Annotated in this window: 15 protein-coding genes; 8 read left to right on the top strand and 7 right to left on the bottom strand. The window is 60.8% G+C overall.

Translation table 11 applies throughout. The features are described from left to right. Positions 1-10: 10 nt before the first annotated feature. The 5 genes from GST84_01665 to GST84_01645 form a co-directional block, all read right to left on the bottom strand. Entirely contained in the window at positions 11-1,243 is a 1,233-nt protein-coding gene (locus tag GST84_01665) for an electron transfer flavoprotein subunit alpha/FixB family protein (GenBank protein ID XGB11133.1), read from the bottom strand. Beyond that, the gene (gene dgcB, locus GST84_01660) at positions 1,243-3,195 is read right to left on the bottom strand and encodes a dimethylglycine demethylation protein DgcB (protein XGB11132.1); all 1,953 of its coding nucleotides are present in this window, start codon (positions 3,193-3,195) and stop codon (positions 1,243-1,245) included. Before dgcB ends, GST84_01665 begins: the two co-directional genes overlap by 1 nt. A 179-nt stretch (positions 3,196-3,374) precedes the next feature. Next, positions 3,375-5,435, bottom strand: a complete 2,061-nt coding sequence (gene dgcA / locus GST84_01655; protein ID XGB11131.1) for a dimethylglycine demethylation protein DgcA — start codon at positions 5,433-5,435, stop codon at positions 3,375-3,377. Positions 5,436-5,450: 15 nt separating this feature from the next. Beyond that, positions 5,451-5,981 carry a hydrocarbon binding protein gene (locus GST84_01650; protein ID XGB11130.1) on the bottom strand — a complete coding sequence of 177 codons (531 nt, stop codon included), beginning with the start codon at positions 5,979-5,981 and terminating at the stop codon, positions 5,451-5,453. A 76-nt stretch (positions 5,982-6,057) separates the two neighbouring features. After that, positions 6,058-7,035, bottom strand: coding sequence for a peptidase M19 (locus GST84_01645; GenBank protein ID XGB11129.1), 978 nt, complete (start codon positions 7,033-7,035; stop codon positions 6,058-6,060). A gap of 285 nt (positions 7,036-7,320) precedes the next feature. On the opposite strand from GST84_01645, the gene GST84_01640 reads away from it, so the two are divergent. The 3 genes from GST84_01640 (at position 7,321) to GST84_01630 (ending at position 9,259) form a co-directional block, all read left to right on the top strand. After that, positions 7,321-7,737: a DUF1311 domain-containing protein gene (locus tag GST84_01640; protein XGB11128.1), complete on the top strand. Its 417-nt coding sequence runs from the start codon at positions 7,321-7,323 to the stop codon at positions 7,735-7,737. Positions 7,738-7,875: 138 nt separating this feature from the next. After that, positions 7,876-8,568: a hypothetical protein gene (locus GST84_01635; GenBank protein XGB11127.1), complete on the top strand. Its 693-nt coding sequence runs from the start codon at positions 7,876-7,878 to the stop codon at positions 8,566-8,568. Between the two features lie 73 nt (positions 8,569-8,641). After that, complete coding sequence (locus GST84_01630; GenBank protein ID XGB11126.1) at positions 8,642-9,259, top strand: hypothetical protein; 618 nt, start codon at positions 8,642-8,644, stop codon at positions 9,257-9,259. A 3-nt stretch (positions 9,260-9,262) separates the two neighbouring features. Here the strand turns inward: GST84_01630 and GST84_01625 are convergent, their stop codons facing one another. Further along, positions 9,263-10,210 (bottom strand): helix-turn-helix domain-containing protein, encoded by a 948-nt coding sequence (locus GST84_01625; protein XGB11125.1) that lies wholly within the window; start codon positions 10,208-10,210, stop codon positions 9,263-9,265. Positions 10,211-10,355: 145 nt separating this feature from the next. Between GST84_01625 and choX the strand changes: the two genes are divergently transcribed. The 4 genes from choX to GST84_01605 all read left to right on the top strand — a co-directional run bounded on the left by choX (position 10,356) and on the right by GST84_01605 (position 13,921). After that, the gene (choX, locus tag GST84_01620) at positions 10,356-11,300 is read left to right on the top strand and encodes a choline ABC transporter substrate-binding protein (protein XGB11124.1); all 945 of its coding nucleotides are present in this window, start codon (positions 10,356-10,358) and stop codon (positions 11,298-11,300) included. A 123-nt stretch (positions 11,301-11,423) separates the two neighbouring features. Further along, a complete protein-coding gene (locus GST84_01615; protein ID XGB11123.1) occupies positions 11,424-12,308 on the top strand; it encodes a 3-keto-5-aminohexanoate cleavage protein in 885 nt (294 codons plus the stop codon). A gap of 166 nt (positions 12,309-12,474) precedes the next feature. Further along, positions 12,475-13,440 carry an L-carnitine dehydrogenase gene (locus GST84_01610; GenBank protein XGB11122.1) on the top strand — a complete coding sequence of 322 codons (966 nt, stop codon included), beginning with the start codon at positions 12,475-12,477 and terminating at the stop codon, positions 13,438-13,440. A gap of 10 nt (positions 13,441-13,450) precedes the next feature. Continuing rightward, positions 13,451-13,921 (top strand): thioesterase, encoded by a 471-nt coding sequence (locus tag GST84_01605; protein ID XGB11121.1) that lies wholly within the window; start codon positions 13,451-13,453, stop codon positions 13,919-13,921. 219 nt (positions 13,922-14,140) lie between these two features. Here GST84_01605 and GST84_01600 read toward each other — a convergent pair whose 3' ends face one another. Beyond that, complete coding sequence (locus GST84_01600; protein ID XGB11120.1) at positions 14,141-14,392, bottom strand: hypothetical protein; 252 nt, start codon at positions 14,390-14,392, stop codon at positions 14,141-14,143. 339 nt (positions 14,393-14,731) lie between these two features. Between GST84_01600 and GST84_01595 the strand changes: the two genes are divergently transcribed. After that, positions 14,732-14,989, top strand: a complete 258-nt coding sequence (locus GST84_01595; GenBank protein ID XGB11119.1) for a hypothetical protein — start codon at positions 14,732-14,734, stop codon at positions 14,987-14,989. Positions 14,990-15,037: the final 48 nt, after the last annotated feature.

The following is a 15,037-nucleotide window of genomic DNA, read 5'->3' as shown; positions in this document are numbered from 1 at the left end:
GCTCGTGCCCTTATGCCGCGTCGCGCTGGCCGCCGCTGCGGAAGTTTTCCACAGCCTCGATCAACGCCTTGAGAATCGCCGAGCTGTCGCCAATCACCGACAGGTCAGCCCGTTTGATCATGTCGCAGCCCGGATCCATGTTGATCGCCACCACCTTGTCGCAGGCACCGATACCCTGCAGGTGCTGGATCGCGCCCGAGATACCCACAGCCACGTAGACACGCGCGGTAACCCAGGTGCCGGTAGCCCCCACTTGGCGGTTGCGCGGCATGAAGCCGTCGTCCACTGCCACCCGCGAGGCACCTTCGGTAGCGCCGAGGGCTGCGGTGGCCTTGTGGTACAGGTCCCAGTCCTTGACACCGTTGCCGCCCGAGACGATGAACTCGGCTTCAGCCATGGCAATGGTGGCCGGGTCGACGGCCACCGAGCCAAGGTCTTCGATGCGCGGCAGGCTGCGCACCACACTTGTGGACAACTCCACGGGCAGCGCTTCGTGACGAGTCTCGCTGACCGGCTCGGCGCACTCGGCTGCCGCCAGGATCAGGCGCGGCACGGCGCGTTGCAGGTCTTGCTGGCCGGCACCGGCGCGGCCGATGCACTGGCCGTCCTTGACCTGCCATACCCGCGTTGCCGGGCGCTCGCCCAGCGCTGCGCCCAGGCGCCGACCCAGTTCACCGCCACCGGTGCGGCTGTCGGGCAGCAACCAGTGGCGCGGCGTGAACTGGTTATCCACAGTCCGCAGGCCTTGCACCAGTTGCTCCGGTGCATAACCTTCAAAGGCCTCGCCTTCGATAACCAGCAGGCGGTCGACACCGGCTGTGGAAAAGTTGCTTTCCTTGTGCTCGTTGAACACCACTGCCAGCACCGCCCCGTCGCTGCCGGCCAGGCTGTGGGCCAGGCCGAGCAGGTCGCGGTCGTGGCTGCTCAGGCGGCCACCAACCATGTCCGGCACGACGGCAATGTAGAACGCCGGCTCCGGCACCTGGTGCAGTGGCAACTTGACCTCGACCGCCGCCGTGCGTCGCCCGCCCGCACCGGTGCCCTGCTGGGCGCCGCTGCGGTCGATACGCTTGATGCCGGCCGGGCCGACAAAGCCCGCGGCAATCGCATGCGGATTCTTGCGGATGATGCCGTTAGGCCCCATCCAGCTGGTCTGCTGCGTCTGCATCGCGGCATGCAGCGGGTGCAGACGGTTACGGGCGATCCACTCGGCGCGTGGATCGCGGCGGATAATGTCGCTCATCAGTGCACCTCCGCAGGTTCACGTTTAGCCGTTTGCGGCTTTGGGACAGTGGAGCCGTCCTCCTCGATCAGCACGTCGGCTACCAGTTCAGCCAAGTCCTTGATCTGCGGGCGCGGTTCGACCACGCCTTCAAGCATGGCAGTGCACTGCGGGCAACCCACAGCTACCAGCTCGGCCTCGGTTTCACGGATGTCGTCCATGCGCATATCGGGAATACGCTGCTTGCCAGGGATATCAGTGATCGGCGCACCGCCGCCACCACCGCAGCAACGGGAACGGAAGCCCGAGCGCTGCATCTCGCGCACTTCGATACCCAGCGCCTTGAGCACTTCGCGCGGGGCTTCGTACTCGCCGTTGTAGCGGCCCAGGTAGCACGGATCGTGGTAGGTGACGCTACCACCCTTGTGCTGACCGAGGTTGAGCTTCTTGGCCGCGATCAGTTCGGCGATGTAGGTGCTGTGGTGCTGCACCTGGTAATCACCGCCCAGGGCGCCGTATTCGTTCTTCAGCACATGGAAGCTGTGCGGATCGCAGGTGACGATGCGCTGGAACTTGTACTTGGCCAGGGTCTGGATGTTGCGTTTGGCCAGTTGCTGGAAGGTAGCCTCATCGCCCAGACGGCGCGCCACGTCGCCGCTGTCGCGCTCTTCCAGGCCGAGTACGGCGAAGTCCACGCCCGAGGCTTTCAACACTTTGACAAACGAACGCAAAGTGCGCTGGTTACGCATGTCGAAGGCACCATCGCCAACCCAGAACAACACTTCGGTCGCTTTGACTTCAGACAGCAGTTGCAGGTTAAGGTCGGCAGCCCAGTTCATGCGCCCGCCGGGGGCGAAGCCGCCAGGGTTGTCGGTAGCGATCAGGTTGTCCAGCACCTCGGCGCCCTTGTTCGGGGTAGCGCCCTTTTCCAGGGTGAGGTGGCGGCGCATGTCGACGATGGCATCGACGTGCTCGATCATCATCGGGCACTCCTCGACGCAGGCACGGCAGGTGGTGCAGGACCACAGCGTTTCGGCGTCGACCAGGCCATTGACGATCGGCTGATGCGGATTGCCGCCGTGTTCGCCGATCGGTTTGCCAGGGTACGGGCTACCGGCAAATTGCGCGTCCGTGCCACCGGCAAGGCCGATGACCATGTCCTGAATGAGTTTTTTCGGGTTCAGCGGCTGGCCAGCGGCAAAGGCCGGGCACATGGCTTCACATTTACCGCACTGCACGCAGGCATCGAAGCCCAGCAGCTGGTTCCAGGTGAAGTCCACCGGTTTTTCCACACCCAGGGGGGCGTTCGGGTCTTCCAGATCCAGCGGCTTTAGGCCGGTGGAGCGGCCGCCGCCGAAGCGATCGGCACGGCGGTGCCAGGCCAGGTGCAAGGCACCGGCGAAGGCGTGCTTCATCGGGCCGCCCCAGGTCATGCCAAAGAACAGCTCCGATACACCCCACAGCACGCCCAGGCCCAGAATGGCGACCATCACCCAGCCACCGGTGTTGGCCGGCAGGATACCGGCGACCGGCAGGGTGGCAATGAAGAAGCTCACGGCGAACGCCAGCAAACTCTTCGGCAGGCGCATCCACGGGCCCTTGGACAGGCGAGAGGGCGGGTTGAGGCGGCGTTTGAAGACAAAGATGGCGCCGGTGAACATGATCACCGTGGCTACCAGCAGCGCATAGCCGAGGATCTTGCTCTGCAGGCCAAAACCATGCACCAGAATCGCCAGGGCAGCGGATAGCACAAAGCCGCCCGCAGTGGCCACGTGGGTCTTGGACATGTATTTGTCGCGCTCAACCACGTGGTGCAGGTCCACCAGGTAGCGGCGCGGCATGGCCAGCAGGCCGCCGATCAGGTTGACCTTGGACGGCCGGCCACGGCGCCACATGCGTACCCGGCGCAAGGCACCGAGCACTGCCAGGCCAAGGGCAGCGAACAGCAGAATGGGTAGAAGGGTGTTCAACATGGGAGACTCCCCACAAACAGCTGGATTCTTGCGCCGACCAGAGGGCGAGACTGGCCCCATGTAGGAGCGGGTCCACCCGCGAATGCATCCGGTCAGGCAACAGTGTTGTCAGTGCTGACGCATTCGCGGGTGAACCCGCTCCTACAGGGATCGCGCCCGATGGCGGCGACTGTTAACGATCAGAAGTCCTTGCAGAGGCGCAAGGCGTCGTAGATCGCCGCATGCACGTTGCGCTGGGCCACGCAGTCGCCGATGCGGTACAGCAGGTAGCCTTCGCCCGGCTGGCTCAGGATCGGCTGTGGCTTGATGGCGAACAGCGCCTCCACGTCGATCTGGCCCTTGTTGCGCGAACCTTCCTTGAGCGCGTAGTACAGCTCTTCGTCAGGGCGCACGCCGTTCTCGACCACTACCTGATCAACCACGCGCTCTTCCTTGGCGCCGGTGTATTCGTTCTCCAGTACCGCCACCAGCTTGTCGCCTTCGCGGTAGACCTTTTCCAGCATCATGTCGCCGGTCATGATCACTTCTTTGGGGTACATGCTGCGGTAGTAGGTGGGGAAGGTGGTACCACCCATGGCCACGCCTGGCTTGATGTCGTCGGTGACGATCTCGACCTGGCTGCCTTTGTCGGCGATGAAGTCGGCTACCGACATACCGGTGAATTCGCAGATGGTGTCGTACACCAGCACGTTCTTGCCCGGCGCTACCTTGCCATCGAGCACATCCCAGCTGCTGACCACCAGCCCTTCAGCAGCGCCCCAGTGCTCGTTCTGCTCCAGGAACGAGTGCCCACCTACCGCCAGCACGATGACGTCCGGGCGCAGGTCCTGAATGGCGGCCACATCAGCGGCAGTGCCCAGGCGCAAGTCGACTTTCAGACGAGCCAGTTCAAGCTGGTACCAGCGGGTGATACCGGCAATCTGGTCACGCTGCGGGGCCTTGGCGGCGATGGTGATCTGCCCGCCGATCTGGTCCCTCTTCTCGAACAGGGTCACGTCGTGGCCGCGTTCAGCCGCCACGCGGGCAGCTTCCATCCCGGCAGGGCCTGCGCCAACCACCACCACCTTGCGCTTGACGCCAGTGGTCTTCTCGATGATGTGCGGCACACCCATGTATTCACGGGAAGTCGCGGCGTTCTGGATGCACAGCACATCCAGGCCCTGGTACTGGCGGTCGATGCAGTAGTTGGCACCGACACACTGCTTGATCTGGTCGATCTGGCCCATCTTGATCTTGGCGATCAGGTGCGGGTCTGCCATGTGCGCACGGGTCATGCCGACCATGTCCACGTAGCCGCCTTCAAGGATGCGCGTGGCCTGGTTCGGGTCTTTGATGTTCTGCGCGTGCAGCACCGGGACCTTGACCACTTCCTTGATACCGGCCGCCAGGTGCAGGAACGGCTCCGGCGGGTAGCTCATGTTGGGGATGACGTTGGCCAGGGTGTTGTGAGTATCGCAACCCGAACCGACCACACCGATGAAGTCGAGCATGCCGGTGGCGTCGTAGTAGGCGGCGATCTGCTTCATGTCTTCGTGGCTGAGGCCATCGGGATGGAACTCGTCACCACAGATACGCATGCCCACGCAGAAGTCGTCACCCACTTCGGCACGCACGGCTTTCAGCACTTCCAGGCCGAATTTCATGCGGCCTTCAAAGGTGCCGCCCCATTCGTCGGTACGCTTGTTGACCCGCGGGCTCCAGAACTGGTCGATCATGTGCTGGTGCACCGCCGACAATTCCACGCCGTCCAGGCCACCCTCTTTGGCGCGACGCGCAGCCTGCGCGTAGTTGCCGATTACCCGCCAGATCTCCTCCACCTCGATGGTTTTGCAGGTGGCGCGGTGCACAGGTTCGCGAATGCCCGATGGCGACATCAGCGTCGGCCAGTTGAAGCCGTCCCAACGCGAGCGACGGCCCATGTGGGTAATCTGGATCATGATCTTGGCGCCATGCTTGTGCATGGCGTCGGCAAGATTCTGGAAGTGCGGGATGATGCGGTCGGTCGACAAGTTGACCGATGCCCACCACTCCTGCGGGCTGTCGATGGCCACCACCGACGAGCCGCCACAGATGGCCAGGCCGATGCCGCCCTTGGCCTTCTCTTCGTAGTACTTCACATAGCGGTCGGTCGTCATGCCGCCGTCAGTGGCGTAGACCTCGGCGTGCGCAGTGCTGAGCACACGGTTGCGGATGGTCAGTTTGCCGATCTGGATCGGCTGGAACATTGCTTCGAATGCCATGACGCTATCTCCGGCTTACAACGGCTTTGTAATGAACAGGCCATCTTCGTGGCCTTCTTCCGACCCGCCATAGACCTGCTCGGCCACGGTGCGGATCTTGCTGCCGCGGGCAGCGAGAATCTGGTCCATCGCGCCAGCGAACCAGCCGGTGAACATGTAGTCGACCTTGCGGCCGCACTTGCCATAGACGTACACGAATGCAGAGTGCTTGAGCTTGACACTGCAGGTACCTTTATCCAGGTCGATATCCTGGATCTCGAACAGGCCCCAGCCACGCTGGCTCAGACGCTTCATGTAGTGCTCGAACACCGCTACGCCTTCCAGGCCATGGCACTCGGCCTCTTTTTCACACCAGTGCCAAGCGGATTTGTAGCCAGCCTTGTAGAGGATTTCGGCATAGGCGTCGGCGCCCAGCACTTCCTCGATGCCCATATGGTTATTGACGAAGAAATGCCGAGGTACATACAGCATCGGCAAGGCGTCGCTGGTCCAGACACCGGTCTCGCTGTCGACTTCGATTGGCAATTGCGGGGCGATTTTGGCCATGGAAACTCAACTCCATAAAAATTTTTTGTGGGTGCCCCGGCGTTGCTGGCAGGGGCTATCAGGCTTGGAGAGCGGCTTACTCGCCCCAGACATCCTTGAGGACGTTTACCCAGTTCTCGCCCATGATCTTGCGTACCACACGCTCGGAGTGGCCGCGCTTGAGCAAGGTCTCGGTGAGGTTGGGGAATTCGCCGACAGTGCGAATGCCCAGTGGGTTGATGATCTTGCCGAAGTTGGTCAGACGGCGGGCGTAGCCCTTGTCATGGGTCAGGTATTCGAAAAAGTCCTGGCCGTGACCCTGGGTGAAGTCGGTACCGATACCGATGGCGTCTTCACCGACGATATTCATGGTGTATTCGATGGCTTCGGCGTAGTCATCGATGGTCGAGTCAATGCCTTTGGCCAGGAACGGCGCGAACATGGTGACGCCAACGAAACCGCCGTGATCGGCGATGAACTTCAGCTCTTCGTCCGACTTGTTGCGCGGGTGCTCTTTCAGGCCCGAGGGCAGGCAGTGCGAGTAGCACACCGGCTTTTTCGATTCGAGGATGACTTCTTCGGAAGTCTTGGAACCGACGTGGGACAGGTCGCACATGATGCCGACACGGTTCATCTCGGCAACGATCTCGCGGCCGAAGCCGGACAGCCCGCCATCACGCTCGTAGCAGCCGGTGCCAACCAGGTTCTGGGTGTTGTAGCACATCTGCACGATGCCCACGCCCAGCTGCTTGAACACGTCCACATAAGCGATCTGGTCCTCGAACGCATGGGCGTTCTGGAAGCCGAAGAGGATGCCGGTCTTGCCCAGCTCCTTGGCCTTGCGGATGTCGGCGGTGGTGCGCACCGGCATCACCAGGTCGCTGTTGTCGCGGATCAGTTTCTGGCTGGACGCGATGTTGTCGACGGTAGCCTTGAACCCTTCCCAGACCGACACCGTGCAGTTGGCCGCAGTGAGACCGCCTTTGCGCATGTCTTCGAACAGCTCGCGGTTCCATTTGGCGATGATCAGGCCATCGATGACGATGCTGTCGGCGTGTAATTCGGCTGGGCTCATCAGGCTGTCCCCTTTTATAGAGTTGGGTCGCGCCAAACCTTCTGCCGGCGCTTTGAGGCCAGCATATGCCTGTGCCCCGAGGCGCCCCGGTGCAAAAACGACAGGGGGTTTGCCGAAAGCGTCAATGCGCGACATGAGCACGTCTGGCGCGTCTTTCGGCGATGAGAGGCAGTCTCGATAACGCCATTTGCGACCGCTGCATGAACATTTGGTCAGGGAGCTACCACCTGGCCTCAGGCTGAGCGAGAATCCCTGCGATTCGACAGCCTGTTGAGGAGAAAGCGGATGAAATCAATGGCATGGCTGGTGCTGCTGGCCATCGTGAGCGGGGCCCAGGCCAGCGAGGAAGAAAGCACACCTTGCGACAATGTGGAGACCGACCAGCAGACCTTCGCCTGCGCAGCATTCAACAAGCAGATCGCCGAGCGTGAGCTGCAGTCGGCCTACGACGACCTGGTCGCGCGCATGCGTGATCAGTTTGGCGACGAGGCCGGCCTGATGTCGCGATTAGAGGCAGCCGAGCAAGTCTGGAGCCAACTGCGCGATGCAGACTGCAAGGTCGAAACCCATGCTGAACAACCAGGCAGCAAGGCCTACCAGATCGCCTGGAACAGCTGCATTGCACAGCACAGCGATGAGCGAGCGGAGTACTTGCGCAGCCTGGGCCTGCAAAACGGTGACGAGCTGGCACCCGAAGATTGATCAGTACGCGCGAGTGAACGATCAACTCCAGAGGAACAACATGCCGCTGATGTCCCCTGCGTAATTACTCGATAGTGCCCTCAGACCACGTGCTCACCATGTGTGTCTTGGAACTCACAACTATCAAGGAATTACAAAGTGGCTGACATCAAAGTTGAAATGGAAAAAATCCGCAAAGAGGGTCAAGAGCGCGTAGCCGCTACCGGCCAGACCATCTGCGTCTTCGCTGACAATGTCCCTGCCAACATTGCAGAAGACATCCTGGCCGGCATGCGCTTGATGACCGAACTGGCCAACAAGAAGTTCGACAAGGAAACCCAGCAGCGCGAGTGGTACAACTTCTACAACGATGGCCTGATCAAGTTCGGCTGGACCATGACGGGTGCAGCACATGCCGAAGATGCCATTGATGAGGACAACCTGACCTTGGCAGAGCTGATCACCAAGTCCGTCACCATCAGTGTCTCTGCGGACCCTCGTCGCGCCGCCTGCGCCAGGCGTGTTCTGCAAATTGTCGTGCAGAAACCGGAAGTCAAGGCGCATCTGGAAAAGCACAGCCACAGCGAATCCGGCAAATCGAGCAACTTCGTGGTCGCCCAGTGCGAAATGACGCCACAAGGCCTGCCGGCGATGCACATGACCAGCTTCCAGGCCAGCTACGACTCGAAAGTCGAGCGTGAAGGCGCCCTGACCCGCAAGGTCGACAAAACCTCTACCCGCGTCTATCGCGCGTCGCAGCAGGGCACGTTCAGCGTTCGTCACTTCGACGCTGCACGTGATCTTGTGAACGAGAAGATCAAAGGCGACATCGCCGCGTTTCTCGCTATCTGATTAGCGAGGCCGGGTACCAGAGCGCGCTGGTACCCGGTTCTGGTCATATGCATCCATCGAGGAGCAATGCCACATGGGCGATACAAGCCTGGACACCCGAATATTCGAGGAGCGGCTAAGAATCAAGCCTGCGCCCTGGCTGACACTCGAGACATGGGAAGATTTGCAGCTGTGCCTGCGTTATTCACAAGCGATGGCCAATGAAAAATACTCGATGGAGACCCAGCCTCAGCAATGGTTCGCTGTCGCTCTCGCCACCTTGCAATCATTGAAATTCACCCTGTTCGAACATACACATAAAACCATTGTGTATGAGCCGCACCTGCTTGCATTGAGCGATGTGTACAGTGGCTATCTACCCCCGCCCCGCGAGAAAGGGCCTTGGTTCAAGAGCCTTGAAGAAAATGTTCAAGCCGCTCTGCAGTCGGCAGGTACGCATACTTTCACCGTAATGAACGCCTCTTCACATCTAAGCATCGAAATGGACCATGAAGGGGACCAGGTTCCGGTTGCGATCCTGTTTTACACCTACTGCATTACCGACCCGGTCGAGCCCACCAGAAAGTTGAACCTGATATTCGACCATCTGGGTGCACGCTTCAATGCAGCGGGTTTTGCCTCGCTTCGCAAGGATCTGCAAGCAAGGAATCGTGAAAAACTGAGGGCGATTCTCGAGCGCGAGCTGGATTGAAGCTCACTTTGTACCCCCAGGCCGACGCTCCTCCCGCGGGCACCTTCCAAACCTGAGCTTGTAGCGCCGCGTGAAATACGATGGCAGTTCAAAGCCACAGGCAAGGCTGACTTCAGTCACCGACATGTCGGTCTGGGCCAGCAGCTGGCGCGCCTTGTCCAGCCGTAACGCGAGATAGAAACTGCTCGGTGTGGCATCAAGGTGCATGCGAAACAAACGCTCCAATTGACGCCTTGTTACCCTGATCGCGGCAGCCAGATCCAGCGTGCTCAGTGGTGGCTCTATGTGTTTTTCCATTTCGCCAATGGCATGGATCAGCTTCTTGTTGCTGATGCCATAACGCGCACCGATCTGCATGCGCTGGTGGTCCTGGCGCTGACGGATGCGACCCAGCACGAACTGCTCGGACACCTTGACCGCCAGTTCGCTGCCGTGAGACTGGGCAATCAGGTGCAGCATCAAATCGATCGAGGCCGTTCCGCCGGCACAGGTGATGCGGCTGCGGTCAATCTCGAACAGTTCCTGGGTGGCTTGAAGGCCTGGATAGCGTTCCTTGAATGCCTCAAGCGCCTCCCAATGCAATGTCGCCCGGTAGCCCTCGAGCAGCCCTGCCTCGGCCAGCACCATCGCGCCCGTGTCGATACCACCGAGCATGACAGCTTCGTGGTTGAGCCGGCGCAGCGCATGCAGCAGTTTGGGTGCGACATTGGCCAGTGGCTCGAAGCCCGCAACCACCAGCAGGATGTTGGCCGGCTCCCCCTCCCCCAAGGCGGCATCGGCATTGATCGACATGCCATTGCTCGCCAGCACCGCCTCACCATCCAGGCTTAGCACCTGCCACCGGTACAACTGCCCACCAAAACGATTGGCCACCCGCAGTGGCTCCACCGCCGAAATGAACCCCATGGCGGAAAACCCGGGCACCAACAGAAAGGCTATCGTCTCCATCATCCCCTCCTCCACAGAAAACTGGTCGCCCAGGTGCTAATTCCTGTCGCTAGCGTGCGCTTGGGCAAGGTAGCGCCAGCGTAGCGTATTCACACGGTCCGCAGAGGCCGCCCTCAATAACAATACGCACTGCCGATGGAGAGCCACCATGCACAGCTTGATCCGCCGCAGCCTGTTGTCACTTGCCCTGAGCAGCATCGTTGCCACCCCGCTTTTCGCCGCCGAGCCCGCCGTCTGCAAAAACGTGCGCCTTGGTGTGGTCAACTGGACCGACGTCATTGCCACCAGCGCCATGGCCCAGGTGCTGCTCGACGGCCTGGGGTACCAGACCAAACAGACCAGTGCCTCGCAACAGATCATCTTCGCCGGCATCCGCGACAAGCGCCTGGACATGTTCCTGGGGTACTGGAACCCGATCATGACTCAGACCATTACCCCGTTCATCGATGCCAACCAGGTCAAAGTGCTGGACAAGCCAAGCCTGGAAGACGCGCGCGCCACCTTGGCCGTGCCGAAATACCTCTACGACAAGGGCCTGAAGACCTTCGCCGACATCCACAAGTTCGAGAAAGAGCTGGGCGGCAAGATCTATGGCATTGAACCGGGTTCCGGCGCCAACACCCAGATCAAGGCAATGATCACCAAGAACCAGTTCGACCTGGGCAAGTTCCAGCTGGTCGAGTCCAGCGAGGCCGGCATGCTCGCCGCCGTCGACCGCGCGGTGCGGCGCAAGGAGGCCGTGGTGTTCTTCGGCTGGGCGCCGCACCCGATGAACGTGAACATCGACATGGCCTACCTAGGTGACAGCCGGGATGCGCTCGGCCCTGACGAAGGCCGTGCGACGGTGTGGACAGTGACGGCGCCGGACTACGCCGAACGCTGCCCCAATGCCCACCGCCTGCTGGCCAACCTTAAGTTCAGCGCCGAGGACGAGAGCCGCATGATGCAGCCACTGCTCGACCACAAGGACGCGCTGGAATCAGCCCGCCAGTGGCTCAAGGACCACCCCGATGACAAGGCGCGCTGGCTTGAGGGTGTGACCACCTTCGATGGCAAGCCGGCTGCGGACAACCTCAAGCTTACCGCCAACTGACAGGGCCCTTTCGCGGGCACGCCCGCTCCCACAGGTACAGCGCCACACTCGGGATCACATTGATCCTGTGGGAGCGGGCATGCCCGCGAAAAAGCCAACACCGACATCACAAGGAACTGCACCATGAACCACGACGTCATAATCACCTGTGCCCTCACCGGCGCAGGCGACACCGCCTCGAAAAGCCACCTGGTCCCGGTCACGCCCAAACAGATCGCCGAATCCGCCGTGGAAGCCGCCAAAGCAGGTGCCACCGTGGTCCACTGCCACGTCCGCGACCCGCAGACCGGCCGTTTCAGCCGTGATGTAAACCTCTACCGCGAAGTCATGGAACGCATCCGCGAAGCTGACGTGGACATCATCGTCAACCTCACCGCCGGCATGGGCGGCGACCTGGAAATCGGCCCGGGTGAAACGCCGCTGGAGTTCGGCCCGGGCACCGACCTGATCGGCCCGCTGGAGCGCCTGGCCCATGTCGAAGCACTGTTGCCGGAAATCTGCACCCTCGATTGCGGCACCCTCAACTTTGGTGACGGCAACTCGATCTATGTGTCCACCCCGGCCCAACTGCGCGCCGGCGCCAAGCGCATCACCGAGCTGGGGGTGAAGGCCGAGCTGGAAATCTTCGACACCGGCCACCTGTGGTTCGCCAAGCAAATGATGAAGGAAGGCCTGCTCGAAGACCCGTTGTTCCAGCTGTGCCTGGGCATCCCGTGGGGCGCACCGGCCGACACCACCACCATGAAGGCCATGGTCGACAACCTGCCAGCCAACGTCACCTGGGCCGGCTTCGGCATCGGCCGCATGCAGATGCCTATGGCTGCTCAGGCTGTGTTGCTCGGCGGCAATGTGCGGGTAGGTCTGGAGGACAACCTGTATCTGGACCGTGGCGTGCTGGCCAGCAATGGCCAACTGGTGGAACGCGCAAGCGAGATCATCACCCGCATGGGTGGCCGCGTGCTCAGCCCGGCAGAAGGCCGAGAAAAAATGAACCTCAAGCGCTGCTGATCCTTTCAACGATCGCAAATGCACCGAAGACCCTGTGGGAGCGGGCGTGCCCGTGAAGCAGGCAACGCGATGGATGGCACCGGCCGCGCCGGTGTTCGCGGGCATGCCCGCTCCCACAGGGTTAGGCAGTAACCCTGATGACTGTGTTTTACCCTGAGGACTAGCTATGCCCTTTATCACTGAAATCAAAACCTTCGCCGCCCTGGGTAGCGGCGTGATCGGCAGCGGCTGGGTTGCCCGCGCCCTGGCCCACGGCCTGGACGTGGTGGCCTGGGACCCGGCGCCCGGCGCCGAACAGGCACTGCGCAAACGGATCGCCAACGCCTGGCCGGCGCTAGAAAAACAGGGCCTGGCACCCGGCGCATCGCAAGACCGCCTGAAGTTCGTGGCGACCATCGAGGAATGCGTACGTAACGCCGATTTCATCCAGGAAAGCGCACCAGAGCGCCTGGACCTCAAGCTCGACCTGCACGCCAAAATCAGCGCCGCAGCCAAGCCTGACGCAATCATCGGTTCAAGCACTTCGGGCCTGCTGCCCAGCGAGTTCTACGAGTCGTCCACTCACCCTGAACGCTGCGTCGTCGGCCACCCGTTCAACCCGGTGTACCTGCTGCCGCTGGTCGAGATCGTCGGCGGCAGCCGCACCTCACCCGAGGCCATTGAAGCTGCCAAAACCATCTACACCGCACTCGGCATGCGCCCGCTGCATGTGCGCAAGGAAGTGCCAGGCTTCATCGCCGACCGCCTGCTCGAGGCGCTATGGCGCGAGGCTCTGCACCTGGTCAACGACGGGGTTGCCACCACGGGCGAAATCGACGACGCGATCCGTTTCGGCGCAGGCTTGCGCTGGTCGTTCATGGGCACGTTTCTGACCTATACCCTGGCCGGTGGCGATGCCGGCATGCGCCACTTCATGTCACAGTTCGGCCCTGCCCTGAAGCTGCCCTGGACGTACCTGCCAGCACCGGAACTGACCGACAAGCTGATCGACGATGTGGTGAGCGGCACCGCTGAGCAACAGGGCGAGCGCAGCATCGCTGCACTGGAGCGCTACCGTGACGACACCTTGCTGGCGGTACTGGAAGCGGTGAAGTCCAGCAAGGCCAGCCACGGCATGTCGTTCGGCGATTAAGGAGACCAAGATGCCTGCTTTGATCACTTACCGCACCACGGTCCAGGAGGACTGGGTCGATTACAACGGGCACCTGCGCGATGCCTTCTACCTGCTGATCTTCAGCTACGCGACCGACGCCCTGATGGAGCGCATTGGCCTGGACGCCGACAGCCGTGGGCAAAGCGGAAATTCGCTGTTCACGCTGGAGGCGCACATCAATTATCTGCACGAGGTGAAGCTGGGCACCGAGGTGTGGGTGCAGACGCAGATCATCGGGTTCGACCACAAGCGTCTTCACGTGTATCACAGCCTGCACCGGGCAGGGTTCGACGACGTCCTGGCGGCTAGCGAGCAGATGTTACTGCACGTGGACCTGGCGGGGCCGCAGTCAGCGCCTTTTGGGCACACCACTGTTTACCAATTGAACCACTTGGCAGAGCAACAGGAGGGGGCGCCGGCGCCGCAATACATCGGGCGCACCTTAAAACTTCCTTCTTGAATGACCAGGGAGCCGGCGCCAAGGTCTCCATAGATACGAAGCACCCTGGCGCCTTCACTCGCAACAATCAGACAGTACAGAAGCGGACAACCATAGCGAACGCTCTATATACTGGCCCGGTCAGTCTTCTTGTAAATCTGAACACTTCTGGTTTACCACCGCCAAAATGTACATCCGTGGTTATGCCCCAGAAAAGTTATTTTTCCGCCTAACAGCTCTTTACCATGTAAAAATGTTGACGGACATAACTTGCTCGGGGTAATCCACTGTCGAAGTCTTTACCTCAGCCCGCACGGGATCGACATAATTATCCTTGCTAACACTTTCAAGTGCTTCACGGCGCTGATCAGATTTAATCTGAAATAGCGTGCCGGCTAAACCTTCGAGATAATTCGAATGCTCCGAGGCTGTACACCCTGCAAAAATAAACACAGCACCTAACAAGCCAAACTTTAATTTTTCCCGGTCCATGTTCATGCTCCAGATATCGGAGCCTTACTCGTCCACGGACATCGATTCCCAAAAACCAATATAAATAACAGTTGCAAAAAAAATAACCCCGGAAAGCCGTGAGCTACCGGGGCCAAGAGCGAGCAACATCCACTGTGCGTGAGCGAGGGTGACCAAACCCTCTGTACCGTGAATGGCTTCAGTGTGCGTGCTTGCCTGGTAGGGGATTTAGTCGTAAACGACCTGTTCTTAGCCAAAGCAGCCATGGCGACATTCTGTCCTTGCGAGGCTGTCGCGCACGTCACAGAATCGGTCGTAAATCACAGCAGCACTCTCTTAGCGATAAAAGGGACAACAGCCATGATGCATGCGGATTTGATTGATCAGGACGACCTCGCCGGCCACTTGCGCGCGCGCGGTTTCGATATTCCTGCCGGAGCCAGTGCCGAACAGGCTTGTGAAGCGGTGGTTCGCGGGCTGAACGAGCCCAATGCGCGAGCGCTGAAGGGGATGGTGGAGCAGATGTACACCGGTAGTGCGACGATCCTACCTGCGGTGCGCCAGGCCATCGACAAGCAACTGTTGCCGGCATTGGCGCAGTTCAACAAACGCGCGTAATTCATTTACCCAGGACCGGCCTCTTCGCGGAACATGCCCGCCCCCACA

The sequence above is a fragment of the Pseudomonas putida genome, from assembly GCA_041879295.1.
Lineage (GTDB): Bacteria > Pseudomonadota > Gammaproteobacteria > Pseudomonadales > Pseudomonadaceae > Aquipseudomonas > Aquipseudomonas putida_Y.
This window is presented reverse-complemented; position numbering and strand designations above follow the sequence as displayed.

Bases quoted from the DNA above. Each gene is read 5' to 3' on its own strand.
- GST84_01665 (XGB11133.1), bottom strand. From the start codon at position 1,243: ATGAGCGACATTATCCGCCGCGATCCACGCGCCGAGTGGATCGCCCGT.
- dgcB (XGB11132.1), bottom strand. From the start codon at position 3,195: ATGTTGAACACCCTTCTACCCATTCTGCTGTTCGCTGCCCTTGGCCTG.
- dgcA (XGB11131.1), bottom strand. From the start codon at position 5,435: ATGGCATTCGAAGCAATGTTCCAGCCGATCCAGATCGGCAAACTGACC.
- GST84_01650 (XGB11130.1), bottom strand. From the start codon at position 5,981: ATGGCCAAAATCGCCCCGCAATTGCCAATCGAAGTCGACAGCGAGACC.
- GST84_01645 (XGB11129.1), bottom strand. From the start codon at position 7,035: ATGAGCCCAGCCGAATTACACGCCGACAGCATCGTCATCGATGGCCTG.
- GST84_01640 (XGB11128.1), top strand. From the start codon at position 7,321: ATGAAATCAATGGCATGGCTGGTGCTGCTGGCCATCGTGAGCGGGGCC.
- GST84_01630 (XGB11126.1), top strand. From the start codon at position 8,642: ATGGGCGATACAAGCCTGGACACCCGAATATTCGAGGAGCGGCTAAGA.
- GST84_01625 (XGB11125.1), bottom strand. From the start codon at position 10,210: ATGATGGAGACGATAGCCTTTCTGTTGGTGCCCGGGTTTTCCGCCATG.
- choX (XGB11124.1), top strand. From the start codon at position 10,356: ATGCACAGCTTGATCCGCCGCAGCCTGTTGTCACTTGCCCTGAGCAGC.
- GST84_01615 (XGB11123.1), top strand. From the start codon at position 11,424: ATGAACCACGACGTCATAATCACCTGTGCCCTCACCGGCGCAGGCGAC.
- GST84_01610 (XGB11122.1), top strand. From the start codon at position 12,475: ATGCCCTTTATCACTGAAATCAAAACCTTCGCCGCCCTGGGTAGCGGC.
- GST84_01605 (XGB11121.1), top strand. From the start codon at position 13,451: ATGCCTGCTTTGATCACTTACCGCACCACGGTCCAGGAGGACTGGGTC.
- GST84_01600 (XGB11120.1), bottom strand. From the start codon at position 14,392: ATGGACCGGGAAAAATTAAAGTTTGGCTTGTTAGGTGCTGTGTTTATT.
- GST84_01595 (XGB11119.1), top strand. From the start codon at position 14,732: ATGATGCATGCGGATTTGATTGATCAGGACGACCTCGCCGGCCACTTG.